The 17579-nt window shown below is 60.4% G+C and carries 17 protein-coding genes; 2 read left to right on the forward strand and 15 right to left on the reverse strand.

Annotated features, from left to right (window positions below; genetic code table 11):
* Positions 1-144: 144 nt before the first annotated feature.
* From recJ to ACQZ5N_RS02775, 5 genes are all read right to left on the reverse strand, one after another.
* Positions 145-1953, reverse strand: coding sequence for a single-stranded-DNA-specific exonuclease RecJ (gene recJ / locus ACQZ5N_RS02755; protein ID WP_127756171.1), 1809 nt, complete (start codon positions 1951-1953; stop codon positions 145-147).
* Between the two features lie 94 nt (positions 1954-2047).
* Positions 2048-2272 carry a hypothetical protein gene (locus tag ACQZ5N_RS02760; protein ID WP_162936643.1) on the reverse strand — a complete coding sequence of 75 codons (225 nt, stop codon included), beginning with the start codon at positions 2270-2272 and terminating at the stop codon, positions 2048-2050.
* Positions 2273-2459: 187 nt separating this feature from the next.
* Positions 2460-3770, reverse strand: coding sequence for a homoserine dehydrogenase (locus ACQZ5N_RS02765; RefSeq protein ID WP_035260791.1), 1311 nt, complete (start codon positions 3768-3770; stop codon positions 2460-2462).
* Between the two features lie 60 nt (positions 3771-3830).
* Positions 3831-5051 carry an LL-diaminopimelate aminotransferase gene (locus ACQZ5N_RS02770; protein ID WP_448731992.1) on the reverse strand — a complete coding sequence of 407 codons (1221 nt, stop codon included), beginning with the start codon at positions 5049-5051 and terminating at the stop codon, positions 3831-3833.
* 302 nt (positions 5052-5353) lie between these two features.
* Positions 5354-6313 carry a nucleoside hydrolase gene (locus tag ACQZ5N_RS02775; protein WP_448731993.1) on the reverse strand — a complete coding sequence of 320 codons (960 nt, stop codon included), beginning with the start codon at positions 6311-6313 and terminating at the stop codon, positions 5354-5356.
* A gap of 184 nt (positions 6314-6497) precedes the next feature.
* Between ACQZ5N_RS02775 and ACQZ5N_RS02780 the strand changes: the two genes are divergently transcribed.
* The gene (locus tag ACQZ5N_RS02780) at positions 6498-7301 is read left to right on the forward strand and encodes a TSUP family transporter (protein ID WP_080816955.1); all 804 of its coding nucleotides are present in this window, start codon (positions 6498-6500) and stop codon (positions 7299-7301) included.
* Positions 7302-7350: 49 nt separating this feature from the next.
* Here ACQZ5N_RS02780 and ACQZ5N_RS02785 read toward each other — a convergent pair whose 3' ends face one another.
* The 8 genes from ACQZ5N_RS02785 to hemN all read right to left on the reverse strand — a co-directional run bounded on the left by ACQZ5N_RS02785 (position 7351) and on the right by hemN (position 15450).
* Positions 7351-8046 carry a nitrogen regulation protein NR(II) gene (locus ACQZ5N_RS02785; RefSeq protein WP_020810296.1) on the reverse strand — a complete coding sequence of 232 codons (696 nt, stop codon included), beginning with the start codon at positions 8044-8046 and terminating at the stop codon, positions 7351-7353.
* Between the two features lie 279 nt (positions 8047-8325).
* Positions 8326-9255, reverse strand: coding sequence for a lipid A biosynthesis lauroyl acyltransferase (locus tag ACQZ5N_RS02790; protein ID WP_003524846.1), 930 nt, complete (start codon positions 9253-9255; stop codon positions 8326-8328).
* A gap of 5 nt (positions 9256-9260) precedes the next feature.
* Positions 9261-10289 carry a zinc-binding dehydrogenase gene (locus ACQZ5N_RS02795; protein WP_448731994.1) on the reverse strand — a complete coding sequence of 343 codons (1029 nt, stop codon included), beginning with the start codon at positions 10287-10289 and terminating at the stop codon, positions 9261-9263.
* 143 nt (positions 10290-10432) lie between these two features.
* Entirely contained in the window at positions 10433-11716 is a 1284-nt protein-coding gene (locus ACQZ5N_RS02800; RefSeq protein ID WP_003524844.1) for a beta-ketoacyl-ACP synthase, read from the reverse strand.
* Between the two features lie 11 nt (positions 11717-11727).
* Complete coding sequence (locus ACQZ5N_RS02805) at positions 11728-12924, reverse strand: beta-ketoacyl-ACP synthase (protein WP_448731995.1); 1197 nt, start codon at positions 12922-12924, stop codon at positions 11728-11730.
* Between the two features lie 209 nt (positions 12925-13133).
* On the reverse strand, positions 13134-13613 hold the full coding sequence (locus ACQZ5N_RS02810; protein WP_020810293.1) for a 3-hydroxyacyl-ACP dehydratase FabZ family protein: 480 nt from the start codon (positions 13611-13613) through the stop codon (positions 13134-13136).
* A gap of 88 nt (positions 13614-13701) precedes the next feature.
* Complete coding sequence (locus ACQZ5N_RS02815; RefSeq protein WP_003495848.1) at positions 13702-13986, reverse strand: acyl carrier protein; 285 nt, start codon at positions 13984-13986, stop codon at positions 13702-13704.
* 114 nt (positions 13987-14100) lie between these two features.
* Positions 14101-15450 (reverse strand): oxygen-independent coproporphyrinogen III oxidase, encoded by a 1350-nt coding sequence (hemN, locus tag ACQZ5N_RS02820; RefSeq protein WP_448731996.1) that lies wholly within the window; start codon positions 15448-15450, stop codon positions 14101-14103.
* A 213-nt stretch (positions 15451-15663) separates the two neighbouring features.
* On the opposite strand from hemN, the gene fnrN reads away from it, so the two are divergent.
* Positions 15664-16389 carry a transcriptional regulator FnrN gene (fnrN, locus tag ACQZ5N_RS02825; protein WP_003524835.1) on the forward strand — a complete coding sequence of 242 codons (726 nt, stop codon included), beginning with the start codon at positions 15664-15666 and terminating at the stop codon, positions 16387-16389.
* A 293-nt stretch (positions 16390-16682) separates the two neighbouring features.
* Here fnrN and ACQZ5N_RS02830 read toward each other — a convergent pair whose 3' ends face one another.
* Together ACQZ5N_RS02830 and ACQZ5N_RS02835 are read right to left on the reverse strand one after the other, a co-directional pair.
* Positions 16683-16991 (reverse strand): hypothetical protein, encoded by a 309-nt coding sequence (locus ACQZ5N_RS02830; RefSeq protein ID WP_196377888.1) that lies wholly within the window; start codon positions 16989-16991, stop codon positions 16683-16685.
* 33 nt (positions 16992-17024) lie between these two features.
* Entirely contained in the window at positions 17025-17564 is a 540-nt protein-coding gene (locus tag ACQZ5N_RS02835) for a hypothetical protein (RefSeq protein ID WP_003524833.1), read from the reverse strand.
* Positions 17565-17579 lie beyond the last annotated feature (15 nt).

Here is a 17579-nt window from a genome sequence, read left to right on the forward strand (position 1 = left end):
CCCCTAGGGCGTGCCACTTGCTTCTCCTTTAAAATCAGCTGCCTGCACGAAAATCTTCACGCATTGCGTAAAGAAGTCTCGTTGCATCTCATCCACTCGCATGGGCCGGTGTTCGGTGAAATTCCAAGATAGCTGGAAGGCCCGTCAGGGCGCGAAAGCCGCGTCCAGAACGCGCAGTTGAACGCGTCTCTGGCCCTGCCAGAGATCGGCGCCCACGGTGCCGGCGACGTGAATGTTCCTGCCACGCGCATTCAGCAGCATCTGCCCCAGAGGCGCTTCTGCGGCGCGGAACGCAATGCCGTCCAGCCGCGAGCCGTCCATGGCCTCCAGCGTGATCTTGACGTGAGCTGTACCCACAAGCCGCACATCGCGCAGACGATGCGCCGGCACGGCAAAGATGGGCTGCGAATGACCGGAGCCATATGGACCGGCCTGCTCCAGCTGGTCGACAAGCTGCAATGTCGCGCCCGACGCGCCGATAGCGCCGTCGATCTTCAGCACGCTGCTTTCCACCAGCTCGTTCACGGTCTTTGCCGCCGCTTCCTCGAAGAAAGTCCTGAGCTTACCGAGATTGGCGCGCTCCACCGTCAGGCCGGCCGCCATGGCATGCCCACCGCCCTTGACCAGCAAGCCGGCCTCCACGGCGGCGCGCACCATGCGCCCCATATCGAAGCCGTTGATCGAACGGCCGGAACCGGTGCCCTTGCCGGAGGGATCGAAGGCAATGGCGAAGGCGGGACGGCGGAAGCGATCCTTCAGACGCGAGGCAAGCAGACCGACAATGCCGGGATGCCAGTTTTCACGCGCAGTCACGATGACGCCCGCACCCGAGCCGTCGCCATATTCGAACAGCGCCTCCGCTTCTGCTTCCGCCAGCATGGCGGCTTCCATGGCCTGCCGCTCGCGGTTCAGCTCATCCAGCCTCTCGGCAATGACCTCGGCCTGCGACGCATCGTCGATGGTCAGGAGACGGCTGCCGAGCGCAGCGTCGCCGATGCGGCCGCCGGCATTGATGCGGGGCCCGATCAGGAAACCGAAATGATAGGGCGTCACCGGCCCGCCCAGCCCCGCCTTCTTGAAGAGAGCAGCAAGCCCGGCATTGTTCATATGGCGCGCGGCAATCAGCCCCTTTACCACATAGGCGCGGTTGAGCCCCTTCAGCGGCACCACATCGCACACGGTGGCAAGCGCGACGATATCGAGAAGCGATAGCAGATCGAGCGTGAAGGCCTGCCTGTGCCGCTTCTCTTTCAACAACCGCAGGGTGGCCACCAGCACGAGAAACACGACGCCGGCGGCGCAGAGATGCCCCTGCCCCGAAAGATCGTCCTCGCGGTTGGGATTGACCAACGCCACGGCCGGCGGCAGCTCCGTGCCGACCTGATGGTGATCGATCACCACCACATCCGTTCCCGCATCCCTGGCGGCCTTCAGCGATTCATGGCTGGTGGAGCCGCAATCGACCGTCACGATCAGCGTCGCGCCATTGGCGGCAAGCTGCTGCATCGCCGCCGGGTTCGGCCCATAGCCCTCGAAAATACGGTCGGGAATATAGATTTCCGGTGTCAGACCGAAATGCGCGAGAAACCGGTACATCAAAGCGGAGGAAGCAGCGCCGTCGACGTCGTAGTCGCCAAAGATCGCCACCTTCTCGCCTGTCTCGATGGCCCGCACCAACCGCTCGGCGGCCTTTTCGCAATCGGTCAGCACATGCGGATCGGGCATCAGGGAACGAATGGTCGGATCGAGGAACGCCAGGGCGTCATCGACACCCACACCGCGCCCGGCAAGCACCCGTGCGATCAGTTCTGGAATGGCGTGGATCTGGGACATGGCCAGCGCGCGGTTCTGCCCGGCCTGATCCAGCCGCGACACCCAGCGCTGTTCTGTCGCCGACCGCTCCACGCTTAGAAACGCGCGGGCCACGGTATCGGCCGGCTCCATCATTGCCATCCTGTCCATTCATCCTGTCATGCGCCCAATCGCGCTTTAAAACGGGCTAAATGGCGATGGCGCGTTTTTCAAGCAAAAACGCGCAGATGAGGATTCACACCGAAAAAATCGAGAAAAACGGGCTGACGATCGAGACGGCGCCAACAAGCAGCAGCAGCGAGAACACGGCAAGCGAACACCAGTTGCGCTCATGCTCCCCGATATCGAATTCCATGCTGCGGATATTGTCATTGGCATTGTGAGGCCGCGCCCGGTGATGGGCGGCCGCAACGCCTGCACGCTTATTGTCCTTGAACAGGATGATCGATGTCACGGCCACGCCTCCCTCGCTTGGTGAACAGGATTAACCATAGTGCCGAATCGCCTTGTTTTCCAGCGCTTCCGACGCCGTCCCCCCAAATTTTATGGGCGCGAGATTCACGACATGATGCGGGCAGCCATAGAACGAAAAACCGCGCCTCCATCCGGAAGCGCGGCCCTCGATAACATCAAGATGACGAAGCGCCTCAGGTGCGCTCGATGCGGATGACCTGCGGCTCGCTGACGAGATATTTCTCGTTCTTGATCGCTTTCACGGCCTTGCGGATCGCATCTTCCATCGTTGCATGGGTAACGAGAATGATGGTCTGCGGCGCGCCTTCCACATGCACACGCTGGCGCTGCACGATGGATTCCAGCGAGATGTTGTTATCCGCCATGCGGGTGGCGATGGAGGCGAAGACGCCGGCCTGATCCTTCACCGTGAGGCGAATGAAATAACCGCCCTCATGGCTCTTCATCTTGGCGCGGCGATATTCCGTCAGCGATTTCGCCGGACGGCCGAGAACCGGCACCTGCTGGGCGCCCGGACGGCTCTTGGCGATATCGGCAATATCGCCCAGTACGGCGGACGCCGTGGCGTTGCCGCCCGCACCCGGGCCAACCATCAGCAATTCGCCGAGAATATCGGATTCGATAGCCACCGCATTGGTGACGCCATCCACCTGGGCGATAACGGAATCGAGCGGCACCATGGTCGGATGCACGCGCTGCTCGATGCCGGATTCGGTCACCTGCGCCACGCCGAGAAGCTTGATGCGATAACCGAGTTCGGCGGCCGCCTGAATGTCCTCGCTGGAGATATTGGTGATGCCTTCCAGATAGATGTCATCGGCCGAAATCTTGTTGCCGAAGGCAAGCGTCGTCAGGATGGCGAGCTTGTGGGCCGTATCGTTGCCCTCGATATCGAAGGCCGGATCGGCTTCGGCGTAACCCAGCCGCTGCGCTTCCTTCAGACAGGCCTCGAAGGACAGCCCTTCCTTCTCCATCTTGGTCAGGATGTAGTTGCAGGTGCCGTTCATGATGCCGTAGATGCGCGACACATGGTTACCGGTCAAGGATTCACGCAGCGCCTTGATGACGGGGATACCGCCGGCCACCGCCGCTTCGAAATTGAGAAGCGCGCCCTTGTCTTCGGCAATGGTCGCCAGTTCGACGCCGTGCTTGGCCAGCAGCGCCTTGTTGGCTGTCACCACATGGAGACCGCGTGCAAGTGCGGCACGCACTGCATTTTCCGCCTGGCCGGAAGCACCGCCGACCAGTTCGACGAAAACGTCGATCTCGGCTTCGCTCGCCAACTGCTCCGGCGTGTCGAACCAGGTAATACCCGTGAGATCGATGCCGCGGTCGCGCGAACGGTCGCGCGCGCTCACCGCAATAATCTCAATCGCGCGTCCGCAGGTAATCGCAAGTTCGTTGCTTCTCTGCTGGAGGATGCGCACGAGCGAAGCGCCGACAGTGCCGAGCCCCGCTATGCCGATTCTCAATGAATCTGCCATGGGTATGTTCCTGATTGCTGTTGATGGTGGCGGCCGGGACCCGGCCGCCTTGGGTTGCCCTTATCTGTGGGCGTTGAGCGAAACGACGTTATGCATCGTTTCGTCTGCGCTCGACAGGAAACGCTTCAGATTGCGCGCTGCCTGACGAATTCGATGCTCGTTTTCCACGAGCGCGAGACGGACGTAATCGTCGCCCATCTCGCCAAAGCCGATGCCGGGAGCAACGGCGATATCTGCCTTCTCGACCAGAAGCTTGGAGAATTCCAGGCTGCCGAGATGGCGGAATTTTTCCGGGATCTTCGCCCAGGCGAACATCGTCGCCGCCGGCGGCGGAACTTCGAAACCGGCCTTGCCGAAGGTGTCGACCATCACATCGCGGCGGCGGCGATAGACATTGCGCACTTCGGCAATGTCGGAACCGTCACCGTTCAGCGCATGGGTCGCCGCAACCTGGATCGGCGTGAAGGCGCCGTAATCGAGATAGGACTTCACGCGCGTCAGCGCCGCGATCAGACGCTCGTTGCCGACGGCAAAGCCCATGCGCCAGCCGGGCATGGAGAAGGTCTTCGACATGGAGGTGAACTCCACCGCAACGTCGATTGCGCCGGGAACTTCGAGAACCGAAGGCGGCGGGTTGTTTTCGTCGAAATAGATTTCCGAATAGGCAAGGTCGGAAAGCACGATGATCTCGTGCTTCTTCGCAAAGGCGATGACGTCCCTGTAGAAATCGAGCGAGGCGACATGCGCCGTCGGGTTCGACGGGTAGTTGACGATCAGCGCCAGCGGCTTCGGAATGGAGTGGCGCACCGCGCGCTCCAAAGGCCCAAAGAAGCTCTCATCCGGCTCGACATTCATCGAACGGATAACGCCGCCCGCCATCAGGAAGCCGAAGGCATGGATCGGATAGGTGGGGTTCGGACACAGGATAACGTCACCCGGCGCGGTGATGGCCTGCGCCATATTGGCGAAGCCTTCCTTGGAGCCGAGCGTAGCGACGACCTGCGTATCGGGGTTCAGCTTCACGCCGAAACGGCGGGCATAATAGGCTGCCTGCGCGCGGCGAAGGCCGGGAATGCCCTTGGACGAGGAATAACGATGGGTGCGCGGGTCCTGAACGACCTCGCAAAGCTTGTCGACGATGGCCTTCGGGGTCGGAAGGTCGGGATTGCCCATGCCGAGATCGATGATATCGGCCCCGGCCGCTCGCGCGCTCGCTTTCAAACGGTTGACCTGTTCGAAGACGTATTGCGGCAGACGCCGGACCTTGTGAAACTCTTCCATCTCTTTCCTCATGGGAATGGACCGGTTCTGCCGGCCCATAACGAAGGTTCGTTTTTTGTTGTTAAACGCCGCCGACACGAACCGACCCGGCAGGCGTTATTCATTGTAGCGCAAAGCACGGGAAAACCTACAAGGCTTTTCTCGGCCCACGCCGCATAGCGGTGATCCGCCCGTCCTTCCGGCACGGCCTTCTCAGCCACGCCGGCAAGGCGGATCGCGCACTATGATCAGGGAACTTGCATAACGCCAGATTCTTGGAAAATGCAAGGCAAGCCATGCTCAAGAACGGCCATTCCTGCCCTTCAGCCGCGCTCACCCTTCACAATTGCCGCGCGGATGACCGAAAGCACGCGCTCCGGCTCGATATCCGTGCAGATGAGCTGGCTCGGATGCCCGTCCCAGTCGCCCGGCGGAAAGGCGCGGCCATCCGGCTTCTGGATCGTCTGGCCGTCGGCAAGACCGCCGCACACGACACGCACCGGGCCGCTGCGGGTGGTAAACAGTTCCGGCGCGACGAGATAAACGCAGGCGCAGCTGTCATGCACCACCATGCCGTCGCCGGTGCGGGTCTTGTAGAAATCGATATAGAATTGCGACAGGTCAGAAAGCAGCTGCACGGGCTTGCCGCCGGCCTCTGCCATCTCCGCCATGAAGGCGCTGGTCATCACGGTTTTTGTCGTCACGTCCAGACCGACGACAACAACGCGCCAGGGCGCGGTGAAGACGAGATCGGCCGCTTCCGGATCCCCGTGAATATTGGCCTCCGCCGCCGGCGAGACATTGCCGTTCATGTCGAAGGCGCCGCCCATGACGATCACCTCCTTCACCAGCGCGGCGAAATCCGGTTCCTCACGCAGTGCGAGCGCCAGATTGGTCATGCGGCCGACTGCGATCAGCGTCACCTCGCCGGGATGGGCCTTTACCGTCTCGATGATGAAGCGATGCGCCGGGCGCGGATCGAGCGGCAGGTCGATGGTTTCAGGGATATCGATATCGCCGAGACCGTTTTCGCCGTGGATAAAGGTCGGCCAATGGCCTTCCTTGCGGGCGGGATCGAAAGTCACGCCGGCGCCTCTCACAACCGGTGCGGTCATCTGCCATTCCCGCTTGAGGAAGAGCGCATTGCGGGTGGTGATATCGATGGGGGCGTTGCCGAAAACCGTGGTGACGCCGATCAGATCGATATCGGGGTGACGGTGCAGGAACAGAAGCGCCATGGCGTCGTCTACACCGGGATCCGTATCGAATATCACTTTATGCATAATGCCCTCATCCATATGTCTTCAAGCGCCATCCGCTTCTGCCGGCGACGCGCCACGGAAACATAACGATAAGCGGCAACACCGCAATCCCCCCGCAGGCGGCATATCATGCAGAAAAATATTGCGTGGCGGTCTTTTCAGTGAAAGAAGAAGCCCTCTCCCGCCGCCTGCCCGGACATCCCCAGTGCAAGACATCGCCCTCAACGTTTTTCTCGTCCTTTTCTGCGTCGCCATCTTTGCCGGCTTTATCGATTCCATCGCCGGTGGCGGCGGTCTCATCACCATTCCGGCGATGCTGATCATGGGCATTGCACCGCTCGATACGCTCGGCACCAACAAGCTGCAATCGCAGTTCGGCTCTGCCTCCGCCACCATCGCCTATGCCCGGCGCGGCCATGTCAATCTGAGGGAACAATTGCCCATGGCCGTCATGGCCATGCTTGGCGGCGGGCTTGGCGCGGTCACCGCCGCCTTCGTGCCGTCCGACCTGCTGCGCACCATCATGCCGTTCCTGCTGATCGCGATTGCAATCTATTTCGCCTTCAAGCCGCAGCTCAGCGACATCGACAGCCACCGCCGCATCACACCTTTCGTGTTCGGCTTCACCGTCGCGCCGCTGGTGGGCTTCTACGACGGCGTTTTCGGCCCCGGCGCGGGTTCCTTCTACATGCTTGCCTTCGTGGCGCTTGCCGGTTTCGGCATGTTGAAGGCAACCGCCCATACCAAGCTTCTGAACCTCGGCTCGAACTTCGGCGGTTTCGTTGTGTTTGCGATAGGTGGTGCGGTTTTGTGGAAGCTCGGCCTCGCCATGGGCGTCGGCCAGTTCATAGGCGCACAGATCGGCTCCCGCTTCGCCATGAAGAACGGCGCGAAGATCATCCGCCCGCTGCTGGTGCTTTCCTGCCTGGCCATGGCGACGAAGCTCCTTGCGGATGCATCATCCGCATGGTCCATCGCCGCGATATGGGAAACCATTTTCCCGAAATAGCCGGAAACGGCAAAGCCGGGAGAGTGTCGTCAGAGACCGGCGCCTGCCGTCACGCCGTGGCGCGACGTCTGCGATCGGCAATTTCCCGGATCACCACCATGGCGCCCACGAGCTTGTAGGCGGAGGAATAGCAGGGGGACATTTCCAGCGATTTCACGATCGTCCGGCCGTTCTGATCTTCCGCATAGGTATATTTCGACGTATCGCCCTTGAAGCAATTGTCGAGTTTTTCCCGAAGGTCGTTCTGGAAGCGGTGGACGCCGACGAGTTCGGCAATGTGGCAACCGACGAGCCCTTCCGGCGCATTGCGCTGGAAAGCATCGAGCGCATTGGCAAAGGACACGCGGTAGCCCGGAGAAACGATGACCACCGGCTCGTCCAGATCGTTGAGCATGTCCTCATCGAGGATCAGATGGCGGTGATGCCATTCCAGGGTGTCCTCGTCCTCGTCACCGATGACCTTGGCCTTGGGCGGCATGCCGACATAACGGTCGACCAGGGTTCTCAGAAGCTCGGAATTGCGCTGCACGCAGCCGAGATCCTCCGCCTCGTGGTTCAGGAGGTCGATGGCGAAACGGAACTGTTCGCGAATATCCTCGGAGTTTTCAGTCTGACGCCCGACGACCCGCTCGAGAAGCTGCTCCAGTTCACGCTCCAGCACTGCGATCTTGTCGGCTTCGTTTTTACCAACGGCAGATTGCAGTTCCGTATAACGCAGCCAGAACAACTCAATCAAATCTTTCAACCCAACTCTCCCTGAACGGGCATAACCCGGTTCCCAATGCGAACGGATTAACCCTTTGCCCCCTGATTATAGCGTCTTTGCGCTTAAAAATGACGTAACGAAACGCAGGAACGCCGCGAGGATTGTTGTCCAAAATATCACAGCAGCCGCCAATTTTTCAATTTCGATAATCCATGAACGAAAAATGAGGTTCCGCTAATATGGAAAAATACCGAAACGCACGGTTTCCCGGCCGAATTTCGTGAAAGTCGCGGAAAATCCGGCCGCACGGCAGTCACCTCAAATCTGGTGCTTCACGTCCCAGCGGTCGTGATACCACAGCCATTGTCCGGGGTATTCGCGCACCCAGCTTTCCACCTTGTCGTTCAGAAGCTGCGCCGTCGCCTGAATGTCGACATTGCCCTTCTCATCGCGCGGAATTTCAACCTTGGGCTCTATTTCCAGCCTGTAGCGATTGTCGGGAAGACGCACGCAACGGGCCGGATAGACATCGCAGTTGAACTGCCGCACCAGCTTGGCAAGCAGCGGATTGGTGCGGACTTCAAGGCCGAAGAACTTCGTCGTCAGACCCTTGCCGAACTTCTGGTCGACGAGCACGCCGACACCGCCGCCCTTTTCAAGCTGCCGCGCAAGCGCGAAAGAGGAACCGGCGTGCGACGGCACGAGATTGCCCATGCGCTCCTTGCGAAAGTTGAACACCTTGTCGGCCACGAAAGGATTGTTCGGCGGACGGAACAGCACCGTTACATCGAGACCGAAAGCCGAGCCGGCCACCGGCAGCAATTCGAAATTGCCGCTATGGGCGGTAAAGACGATGAAGGGCCGCGGATTGTCGCGCAGCTCGAGGAAGGTCGGAATGCCCTCGACCTCGATGCGGCCCGGTTCGTTCTTTTCCGGATCGAAATCGAACAGCCGGTCGAGAAATACATATTCCGCCGCAAGCCGGCCCATATTGGCCCAGCTGTCCATGGCGATCTCAAGCCGCTCCTCCTCGGATTTCTCCGGAAAGGCGCGCGCCAGATTATGGAGCATCAGCTTGTGGCGGCCGGTTTTCGGCCCCACCCAGCGCGCCAGCCGGTCGGCGGCGCGAATACCCGCATCGGCGGGAAAAAGCTTCAGCAGATTGAGAAGGCCGAAGGCGAATGTCGCAATCAACCACTGCCGGAAGTGGTCCAGTTTCAGGACAATCCGTGTCAGGAACAGCTTCAAGATGTTCAGTCCATTCGCAGAACGATCTTGCCGAACACCTGGCGCGTCTCCATGCGCTCCAGCGCCCGGTCGATATCGTCGAAGGTCACTTCGGTGTCGATGACGGGATGAACGATGCCGCGCGCCATCTTCTGCATGGCGTTGGCCATGTTTTCCATGCGGCAGCCGAAGGAGCCGAACAGCTTCAGCTGCTGCTGGAACAGCATCATCAGGTTGATATCGGTGGAGACGCCAGAGGTGGAGCCGCAGGTGACGAGACGGCCGCCGCGCTTCAGCGAGAACATCGAACCCGCCCAGGTGTCCTTGCCGACATGTTCGAACACGACGTCGACGCCCTTCTTTTTCGTCAGCTTGCGCACGACGCCTTCGAAACGGTCGGTCCGGTAATTGATGACGTGGTCGGCGCCCAGCGCCTTCGCCCGTTCGATCTTGTCGTCGGAACCGACGGTGGTGATGACGGTGCAGCCCATCTTCTTGGCAAGCTGGATCGCCGCCGTGCCGATGCCGGAACCGCCGGCATGAATGAGGATGGTTTCGCCGGACTCCAGCTTGGCATTGTCGAACAGCATGTGCTCGACGGTGCCGAAGGTCACCGGTGCGAGAGCCGCAGCAACGGCATCGACGCCGTGCGGCGCGGGCACCAGCTGGCGGGCGGGGATATTGATCTTTTCCTGCGCGAAACCGTCAAGGTGGAAACCGTGCACGCCCTGAACATGTTCGCATAGATTGTCACGGCCTTCGCGACAGGGCTTGCACAGCCCGCAGGTGCGCGCGCCGTAGATCGAAACGAGCTGGCCGGGCAGCACGTTCGAAACGCCCGGACCGATGGCTTCCACCACGCCCGAAGCCTCGGCACCGATGGTCAGCGGCATCTTGCGCTTGGCGAAAGCCATGCCGCGCCAGCCCCATACGTCGATGTGGTTGAGCGCAACCGCCTTGACGCGCAGCGTCACCTCGCCCGGCGCCGGTGCATCCGGTTCGGGCAGGTCCACTTTTTCGAGCTTCCGGTCGTCCACGAGTTGAAGAGCGCGCATATATCAGTCCTTCGCCCGAGGGCGTTATCTAAAAGCTATTCCCGCAAAACTCTGTAACCGTTTTGCGGCTGGAATGCGTAATCAAAGAAGCGAGAGCGTTTCCGCAATTGCCCCGGAAACGCTCCTGTTGATGGCGAAACCGGTTAAGCCGGTTCCCGCGTCATGACAAGGCTTGCATTCTGCCCGCCGAACCCGAAGGAGTTGGACAGAACCGCGCTCACCTGAGCATCCCGCTTCACATTCGGCACCACGTCGAGTGTGATGGTCGGATCGGGATTGTTGTAGTTGATCGTCGGCGGCAGCGTGCCGGTCAGCATGGTCTGCAGCGAGAACACCGCTTCCACGGCGCCTGCAGCGGTCAGGGTATGGCCGATCATCGACTTGTTGGACGATAGCGGAATATCTTTCAGGCCCTCGCCGAAGACGGCGAGCATGGAGCCATATTCCATCTTGTCGTTCTCAGGCGTCGAAGTGCCGTGGGCGTTGATGTAACCGATATCGCTTTCGGCCACGCCCGCATCGGCCAGTGCCGCGCGGATCGTCGCAATCGCCGGGCCGCCATCGGGCGAAGACCGCGTGCGGTGGAAGCTGTCGGCCTTCTCGCCCGCACCCTTGATGATGCCGAGCACCTTCGCACCGCGTGCAACCGCAGCTTCCAGCGATTCCAGAACCAGCGTCGCAGCACCTTCGGCGATCACGAAACCGTCGCGGTCCTTGCTGAACGGCTTGGAGGCCTTTTCCGGCGGGTCGTTCTGGGTCGAAAGCGCGGAGAGAAGCGAGAAGCGAATGAGCGCCTCGGCGCTGACCGAACCGTCGGTCGCAACCGTCAGCGCCCGCTCGGTGCGTCCCTGGCGGATCGCCTCGACGCCGAGCTGGATCGCGGTCGCGCCGGATGCACAGGCCGTAGACAGCGTGACGGGCAGGCCACGGGTACCGAAACGGTCGGAAAGACGCTCGGAAATCGCGCCGAACAGGGCGGCTTCCTGGAATGCCGGGTCGGGACGCTGGCGGAAGGCCGTCAGGAACCGTTCATAGGCATCGCCCGGCTGGGCGGCCGGCGGAGACCGGTCGGCAAGCTCGAAACGGGCGCTCCATTCCGGCTCGATAGGCGGCGCTGCGAGAAACAGCGGGCCGTCGAAATCGCCGGAGATACCGGCCTGCGCCAGTGCCTCGATGGTGGTCTCGCGCGCGAAGGCATAGGAACGCTCGACGGAATTCGGAACCGGGATATCGATGAAATCCACCGTGCCGCTGATGCGGGTCGAAAGCCCCTCGGTCGGGAAACGGGTGATCTTGTGAATGCCCGATTTGCCCGATGTCAGCGCCGCCCAGTTATCGGCAAGCCCCTGCCCGAGCGAGGTGATGATGCCCATGCCGGTGACGGCGACGATGGGACGACCGAGATGATCCCTGAAATTGGAAGTCATGGTCTTTCTCCTCAAACGTCGCGGGACAGAACGGCGACACCTTCGCCGCGCACATGGCCGACGGTGGTGACGACGGCTTCGCTGGCCGCCTCGCCCATGGGCTTTTCCTCAGCCGCATCGAAGGTAGGCACCTTCGCGCCGCTTTCAAGCGTCAGCGCGGCAAGCGCCAGCCCGAGCGGGAACTGCGCTTCCAGCCCATGACCGGTGACGCCGCCAAAACCGCGAATGACGGCATTCGGCAGGGCCTTTTCGAGAATGTCCTTCTCGCGGGCCGTCACGCCGTCATAACCACTCGCGCCGGAAAATACGACGGTCGCCGCGCTGTCCTTGGCGGGAGCAAGCAGCCGCTCCATGCGCTTTTCCATCTTGCCTTCGTCACGGCTGCCGCGGTCGCCCTCGATGGCGTCGATGCGGGCATAAATGCGCGCGCCGCGCTCGCTGGCGTGCTTGCGCGATTCCAGCACCAGGAAGGCACCGAGCGAACCGGAAACCATGCCGCCGCCGTCCTGGCCTTCGCGCGACCACAGCGGCTGCCAGCCGCCCTGCGCATGCGCGCCGATGGCTTCGAACAGCAGGATCATGTCGGGACGTTCCGCCGAGAAGGCGCCGCCCACCAGCGCATGGCTCGATTCGCCGGAGCGGATGCGGTGGAACGCGGTTTCAACGGCGGAAATGCCGGCCGCTTCCTCGCCCATGAAGGTGCGGGAAGACCCGGTGACCTTATGCACGATGGAAATATTGCCGGCCATCAGGTTGGAAAGCTGGGCGAGAAACAGCGTCGGGCGCAGTTCCGTCGTCAGCTTCTCATTGAGCAGCTTTTCGCGGTCATTGCGCTTCAGCGCCTCGTCGACGATCAGCGTATCGACATTGATGTCGCGCTCACCGCCGCCGGCGGCAACGATCATGTCCATGGTGGCGCAGGCTTCGGCATCTTCCTTCAGCCCGGCATCGTCGAGTGCGAGACCGGCGGCGAAAACGCCGAGGCGCTGCCAGTTTTCCATCTGGCGCTGGTCGCCACGCTTGGCGATCTGCGCGGACCAGTCGATCTCCGGCATGGGATGGACCGGATAGGGTTTGAACTTTTCGGTCTCGACCACCGGCTCCGGCACGGCGGTTCCGGAAAGAAGCGCCACATGCGCCTGGCTGCCGACGCCGTGACAGGTCACGATGCCGACCCCTGTTATCACCACATCATTGTCAGATTTCATCGTCTGTCATCCTTTGCAGCCGGCCCCGTCGAAACGGTCACGGCTATCCAACAGCGGTCGCGAACAACCACTTCATGCGTTGCGGAATAAAGCGCGCGATGCGGATTGGCAATGGTGAAGGCCTGATCCGCCGTCGCGAGCCCACGATTTTCGTGCTCAAAAACCGGGCCGGCGGGAAAAACGCTCTCCTTCGAAACGGACGGAAACGCTTATTTCTGCGCATCCGCGGCAATCGCCGCCATCAGGCCGACTTCCTCGGCCCGCTTCTTGACGATAGGCCCAAGCGGGATTTCGCTGAAGGGCATGGTCCTGAGCTTAAGCTGCGCGTCGCAGACCTTCTTGCCATCCGAGGTGATCTTCGCCTTGGTAACGGCAAAGCCGGAACCGTCATGCTCCAGCACCGCCTCGATGTCGAGAACAGCGCCCGGCTCCACGAAGGTCCGCATCTTGGCGCCGTCGACCGACATCAGGAACGGCATGGACGCAAAATCGGAAAACGCCAGAACCAGCATGCCGGAAGCCTGCGCCATGGTCTCGATCAGAAGCACGCCCGGAACCAGCGGCATGCCGGGAAAGTGGCCTTCGAAAACCGGGCTTTTGTCGGGAACGACAGACTGCGCCTTCAACGTGCGCGTCGTCATGTCCACGGCCTCGACCTTGTCGATCATCTGAAAATATTCAAGCAGCATCCGTCCGGCCCGTCTCTGGTCGGTTAGTCATGGTTTGCCCGCAGGCGGCATCAAAAGAAAATGCCCGCTGCAAGCGGGCATTGTCATATCAGCCCTTGGCTGCGCGCAATTCGTCGATCTTGGCGCAAAGGTTCTTCAGCACGAAATATTCTTCGGTGGAAACCTTGCCTTCGTTGACTTCCTGCGTCCACTGCTCGAGCGGAATCTTGATGCCGAATTCCTTGTCGATCGCGAAAACGATATCAAGAAAGTCGAGGCTGTCGATGCCCAGATCGTCGATCGTGTGGCTCTCCGGCGTAATGGTTTCGCGGTCGATTTCGCTGGTTTCGGCGATAATGTCGGCAACCTTGTCGAATGTAGCTGTCACGCCCATAATCCTTATTGTCGTTCGTATGAATTATCCTGTCTGACGCACCACATAGGCAAGTCGCACAAAAAAGCCAATGGTTTCGTGACGTAACTTTGAAATTTGCCCCAAAACTGTTGCCTAAACAGCAACCGAATGACGGCCGCGTCCATTGCCGAGATAGGCGTCGAAGATTGCCGCGATATTACGCACGAAGGGCTTTCCAGCCTCCGTCACCGCAAAAATATCGGCGTCCATCCGCACCACGCCGTCCCTGTCGCTTGCGGCAAAATGCTGCGCCTGGGCTCTCACGGAATGGCTCGCCTTGCCGAAACGGTGCTGCAACTGCGAAAGATCGATAGCGAAATCGCACATCAGCCTTTCGATGACATGCGAGCGCAGATGATCGTCCTGCGACAACTCTATGCCCTTGACGGCGGCAAGGCCGCCCTCGCCCACCATCCGCTGATATTCCCCCGTCGCCACCATGTTCTGCACATAGCCCTGCGGCAGCCTGCCGATGGACGATGCGCCAAGCCCGATCAGCGCATCGGCCGTGTCGGTCGTATAGCCCTGAAAATTCCGCCGCAGGGCGCCCGCTTCGGCGGCCTGACATAATGTATCGGTCGGCTTGGCGAAGTGATCGATGCCGATGGCCTCGTAACCCGCCTGTTTCAGCATCTCCGCCGCCATCGTCATCTGGCGGTAGCGCTGGGCAATATCCGGCAGGGCATGCTCCGGGATCAGCGACTGGTGTTTTTTCATCCACGGAACATGCGCATAACCGAAAAGCGCGATGCGATCGGGGTCGAGCGACACGATCTGGTTCACCGTCTTTTCCAATGTTCCGCAGGTCTGGAACGGCAACCCATAAAGAATGTCGCAATTGACCGAGTGAACGCCCCTCGCCCGCACCGCATCCACCACGGATTTCGTCTGTTCGAAGGACTGGATGCGGTTGATGGTTTTTTGCACTTTGTCATCGAAGTCCTGAACCCCGAGGCTCGCCCGCGACATGCCGATGGCGGCAAGCGCATCGTAGCGGCTGTCATCCAGATCGTTGGGGTCCATCTCGACGCTGATCTCGGGTGCGAGGCCGAAGGTGAAATGACGCCGCAGACAGTCCATCAGGCTCTGCATGTCCTCCGGCTTCAACATGGTGGGCGAGCCGCCGCCGAAATGAACGGCGCTCACCACCGCATCCGGCGAAACAAGCGCGCCGACAGCTTCGATCTCCTGTTTAAGTGCTTCAAGATAAACGGCAATCGGCTCGTATTTCAGCGTGTGCTTGGTGTGGCAGGCGCAGAACCAGCAAAGCCGGTCGCAATAGGGAATATGCAGATAAAGCGACAGGCGATTCCTGTGACCGAGCGCGCCGAGCCAGCGGCGATAGGCGCCATTATCGATTCCCTCGTGGAAATGCGGCGCGGTCGGATAGCTCGTGTAACGCGGCACTGCACCCGAATATTTGTGAAGAAGTTCGGTATTCATCGCCCGATTTGCCTTTTATCAAGAAAATGTCGATTTCCTCTCTTTCAGTAACGGCTGCGACAGTTTGCAACTTTGACTTCAATCAAATTGCACCGTAAGTTCTTGCTAAAGTAGACGCAGGGGCGACGGCTACGTGGCGAAAGCCTTGCATGAGACCGGATTTGACACCCACGGTCGCAATCGTCCTGAAAAAGCCAGCATTGGAAAAGGCTTATGGACACGCTGCAGAAGACCATCCACAATTCGGAAGAGCCCGTCGTTTGTCGCTCCTGCGAGGCGCGCCATGGCGGGCTTTGCAGCAGCCTGACGCCGCAGCAGCTTTGCGAGCTGAACCGCCATTCCAGCCGCAAGAAACTGGAAGCGGGCAATGAGCTTCTTGGCCAGGGCGAACTCGTCACCTCCTACGGCAATATCCTGAACGGCGTGGTGAAGCTGTCGAAAATGATGTCGGACGGCCGCCAGCAGATCGTCGGCCTGCAATTCGCACCGGACTTTCTCGGCCGCCCCTTCATGGCGGAAAGCAAGATGACGGCGGAAGCCGCAACCGATGTGGAGATTTGTCTCTTCCCGCGCCGCGTCGTCGACCGAATGGTTTCCGAAGTGCCCGATATGGAACGCAAGCTCCACAACCAGTCCCTGAAGGAACTGGACGAGGCGCGCGACTGGATGCTGACGCTGGGGCGCAAATCGGCGCAGGAAAAGGTTGCCAGCTTCCTTTACATGATCGCCACCCATATCGACCCGGAAAACGACGACAAATCCTGCTTCGACCTGCCGCTTTCACGCGCCGATATCGCCGATTTCCTCGGTCTCACCATCGAGACGGTTAGCCGGCAAATGACAAAGCTGCGCAAGGAAGGCATTATCCGCATCGAGAACAATCGCCACATCACCGTGCCCGATCTCGACGTGCTGAGCGACGCGGCCGGCAACGACTGACGGAATTTGCCTCTCACTGCCCCTGAAGTGCAGGTGTCCCGAAATTGATGTGCGGCGCCCGCGCCTGAGCGGGTGCGAGCGCAAAACCGGCAAGAACCAGCAAAGCGGCGATGCATTTCATGATATTTCACCCCGTACCCCGCTTTTTCAGCGGCCTGTTTGTTATGGCCGCATCATAAGCGGCAAACCGCATCCATCCGCTTAACATCTTGGGTAAGCGGAAGGTTCAGAGGCAGGGTAAAGAAGGGGTTATGATTGCCACTCCTCCCGCAAGAGAGAGCCGTCGAAGCAAATCAGGCTTTCGCTGCAAGCAGCAACAGGACGAGGGAGAGAGGGCTGGACATGCCGGCCAGTACAAAAGCGAATACGCAGGCGACCCCATAACTTAGCCACCCCAAACGATATCGCGTGGCCGCACCCCACAAGCAAACTAAAATATTCAGAACAAAGATCGATATACCGAGGAAGATCGACGGCCCTACGTCGAGTAAGCGCAGGACAAGAGGCAGAACGCCCAACAAAACTACAAAAACTAAAAGCACTTTTGGATTGCGCATTTCGATCAAAACCGGTTTCGCAAAATATAGCGCCAAAGCTGCCATACGCGATGGCCATAGCATGTATTGATTTGGGATTTACTGCGAGGCGGCAGGCGTCGCAACCGGCTTCTGGTTTTCGGCAAGCGCCCGCAGCTCCGCCACGCGGCGCTTGTATTCGGCTTCTGAAATCTGGCCGTTGCGCCGTGCCGCACCGAGCCGCGACAGGCTCGATTCCATGGTGGAGGCCTCATCCTCGCCCATCTGGGTGCCAGCGGCCGTCAGCGGCTGCGAGAAGGTCGGATAGGTGCCGGTGTCGCGCTTCTGGCTTACCGCAGTGTCGCTGACCGGGCGCGGGCCGACGATTTCGGCCGTCGGGCGGCGCATATGGGCGGGCGCGACGATCGGTTCCGGAGCCTTGCAGGCGGCAAGTGTGGCGGCGAGCATTGCGCCGGAGAGCGAAAGCACAGCGATTCTTGCCGCATTTTCCGCATATGTTCCCCATGTGCCCATGTGCTTGCCCATCGTCATGTTCCGCCTGTAAGGATATCTGCCGATATCGAATTCGACCACGGTTCGGCCCTTTGCGGCCTCCCCTTGCTGGTGGAACTTGTATTCGTTTTCATGCAGAATGTGCAAACACAAATTTGGTGG

This window comes from Agrobacterium sp. 22-221-1 (assembly GCF_053522445.1).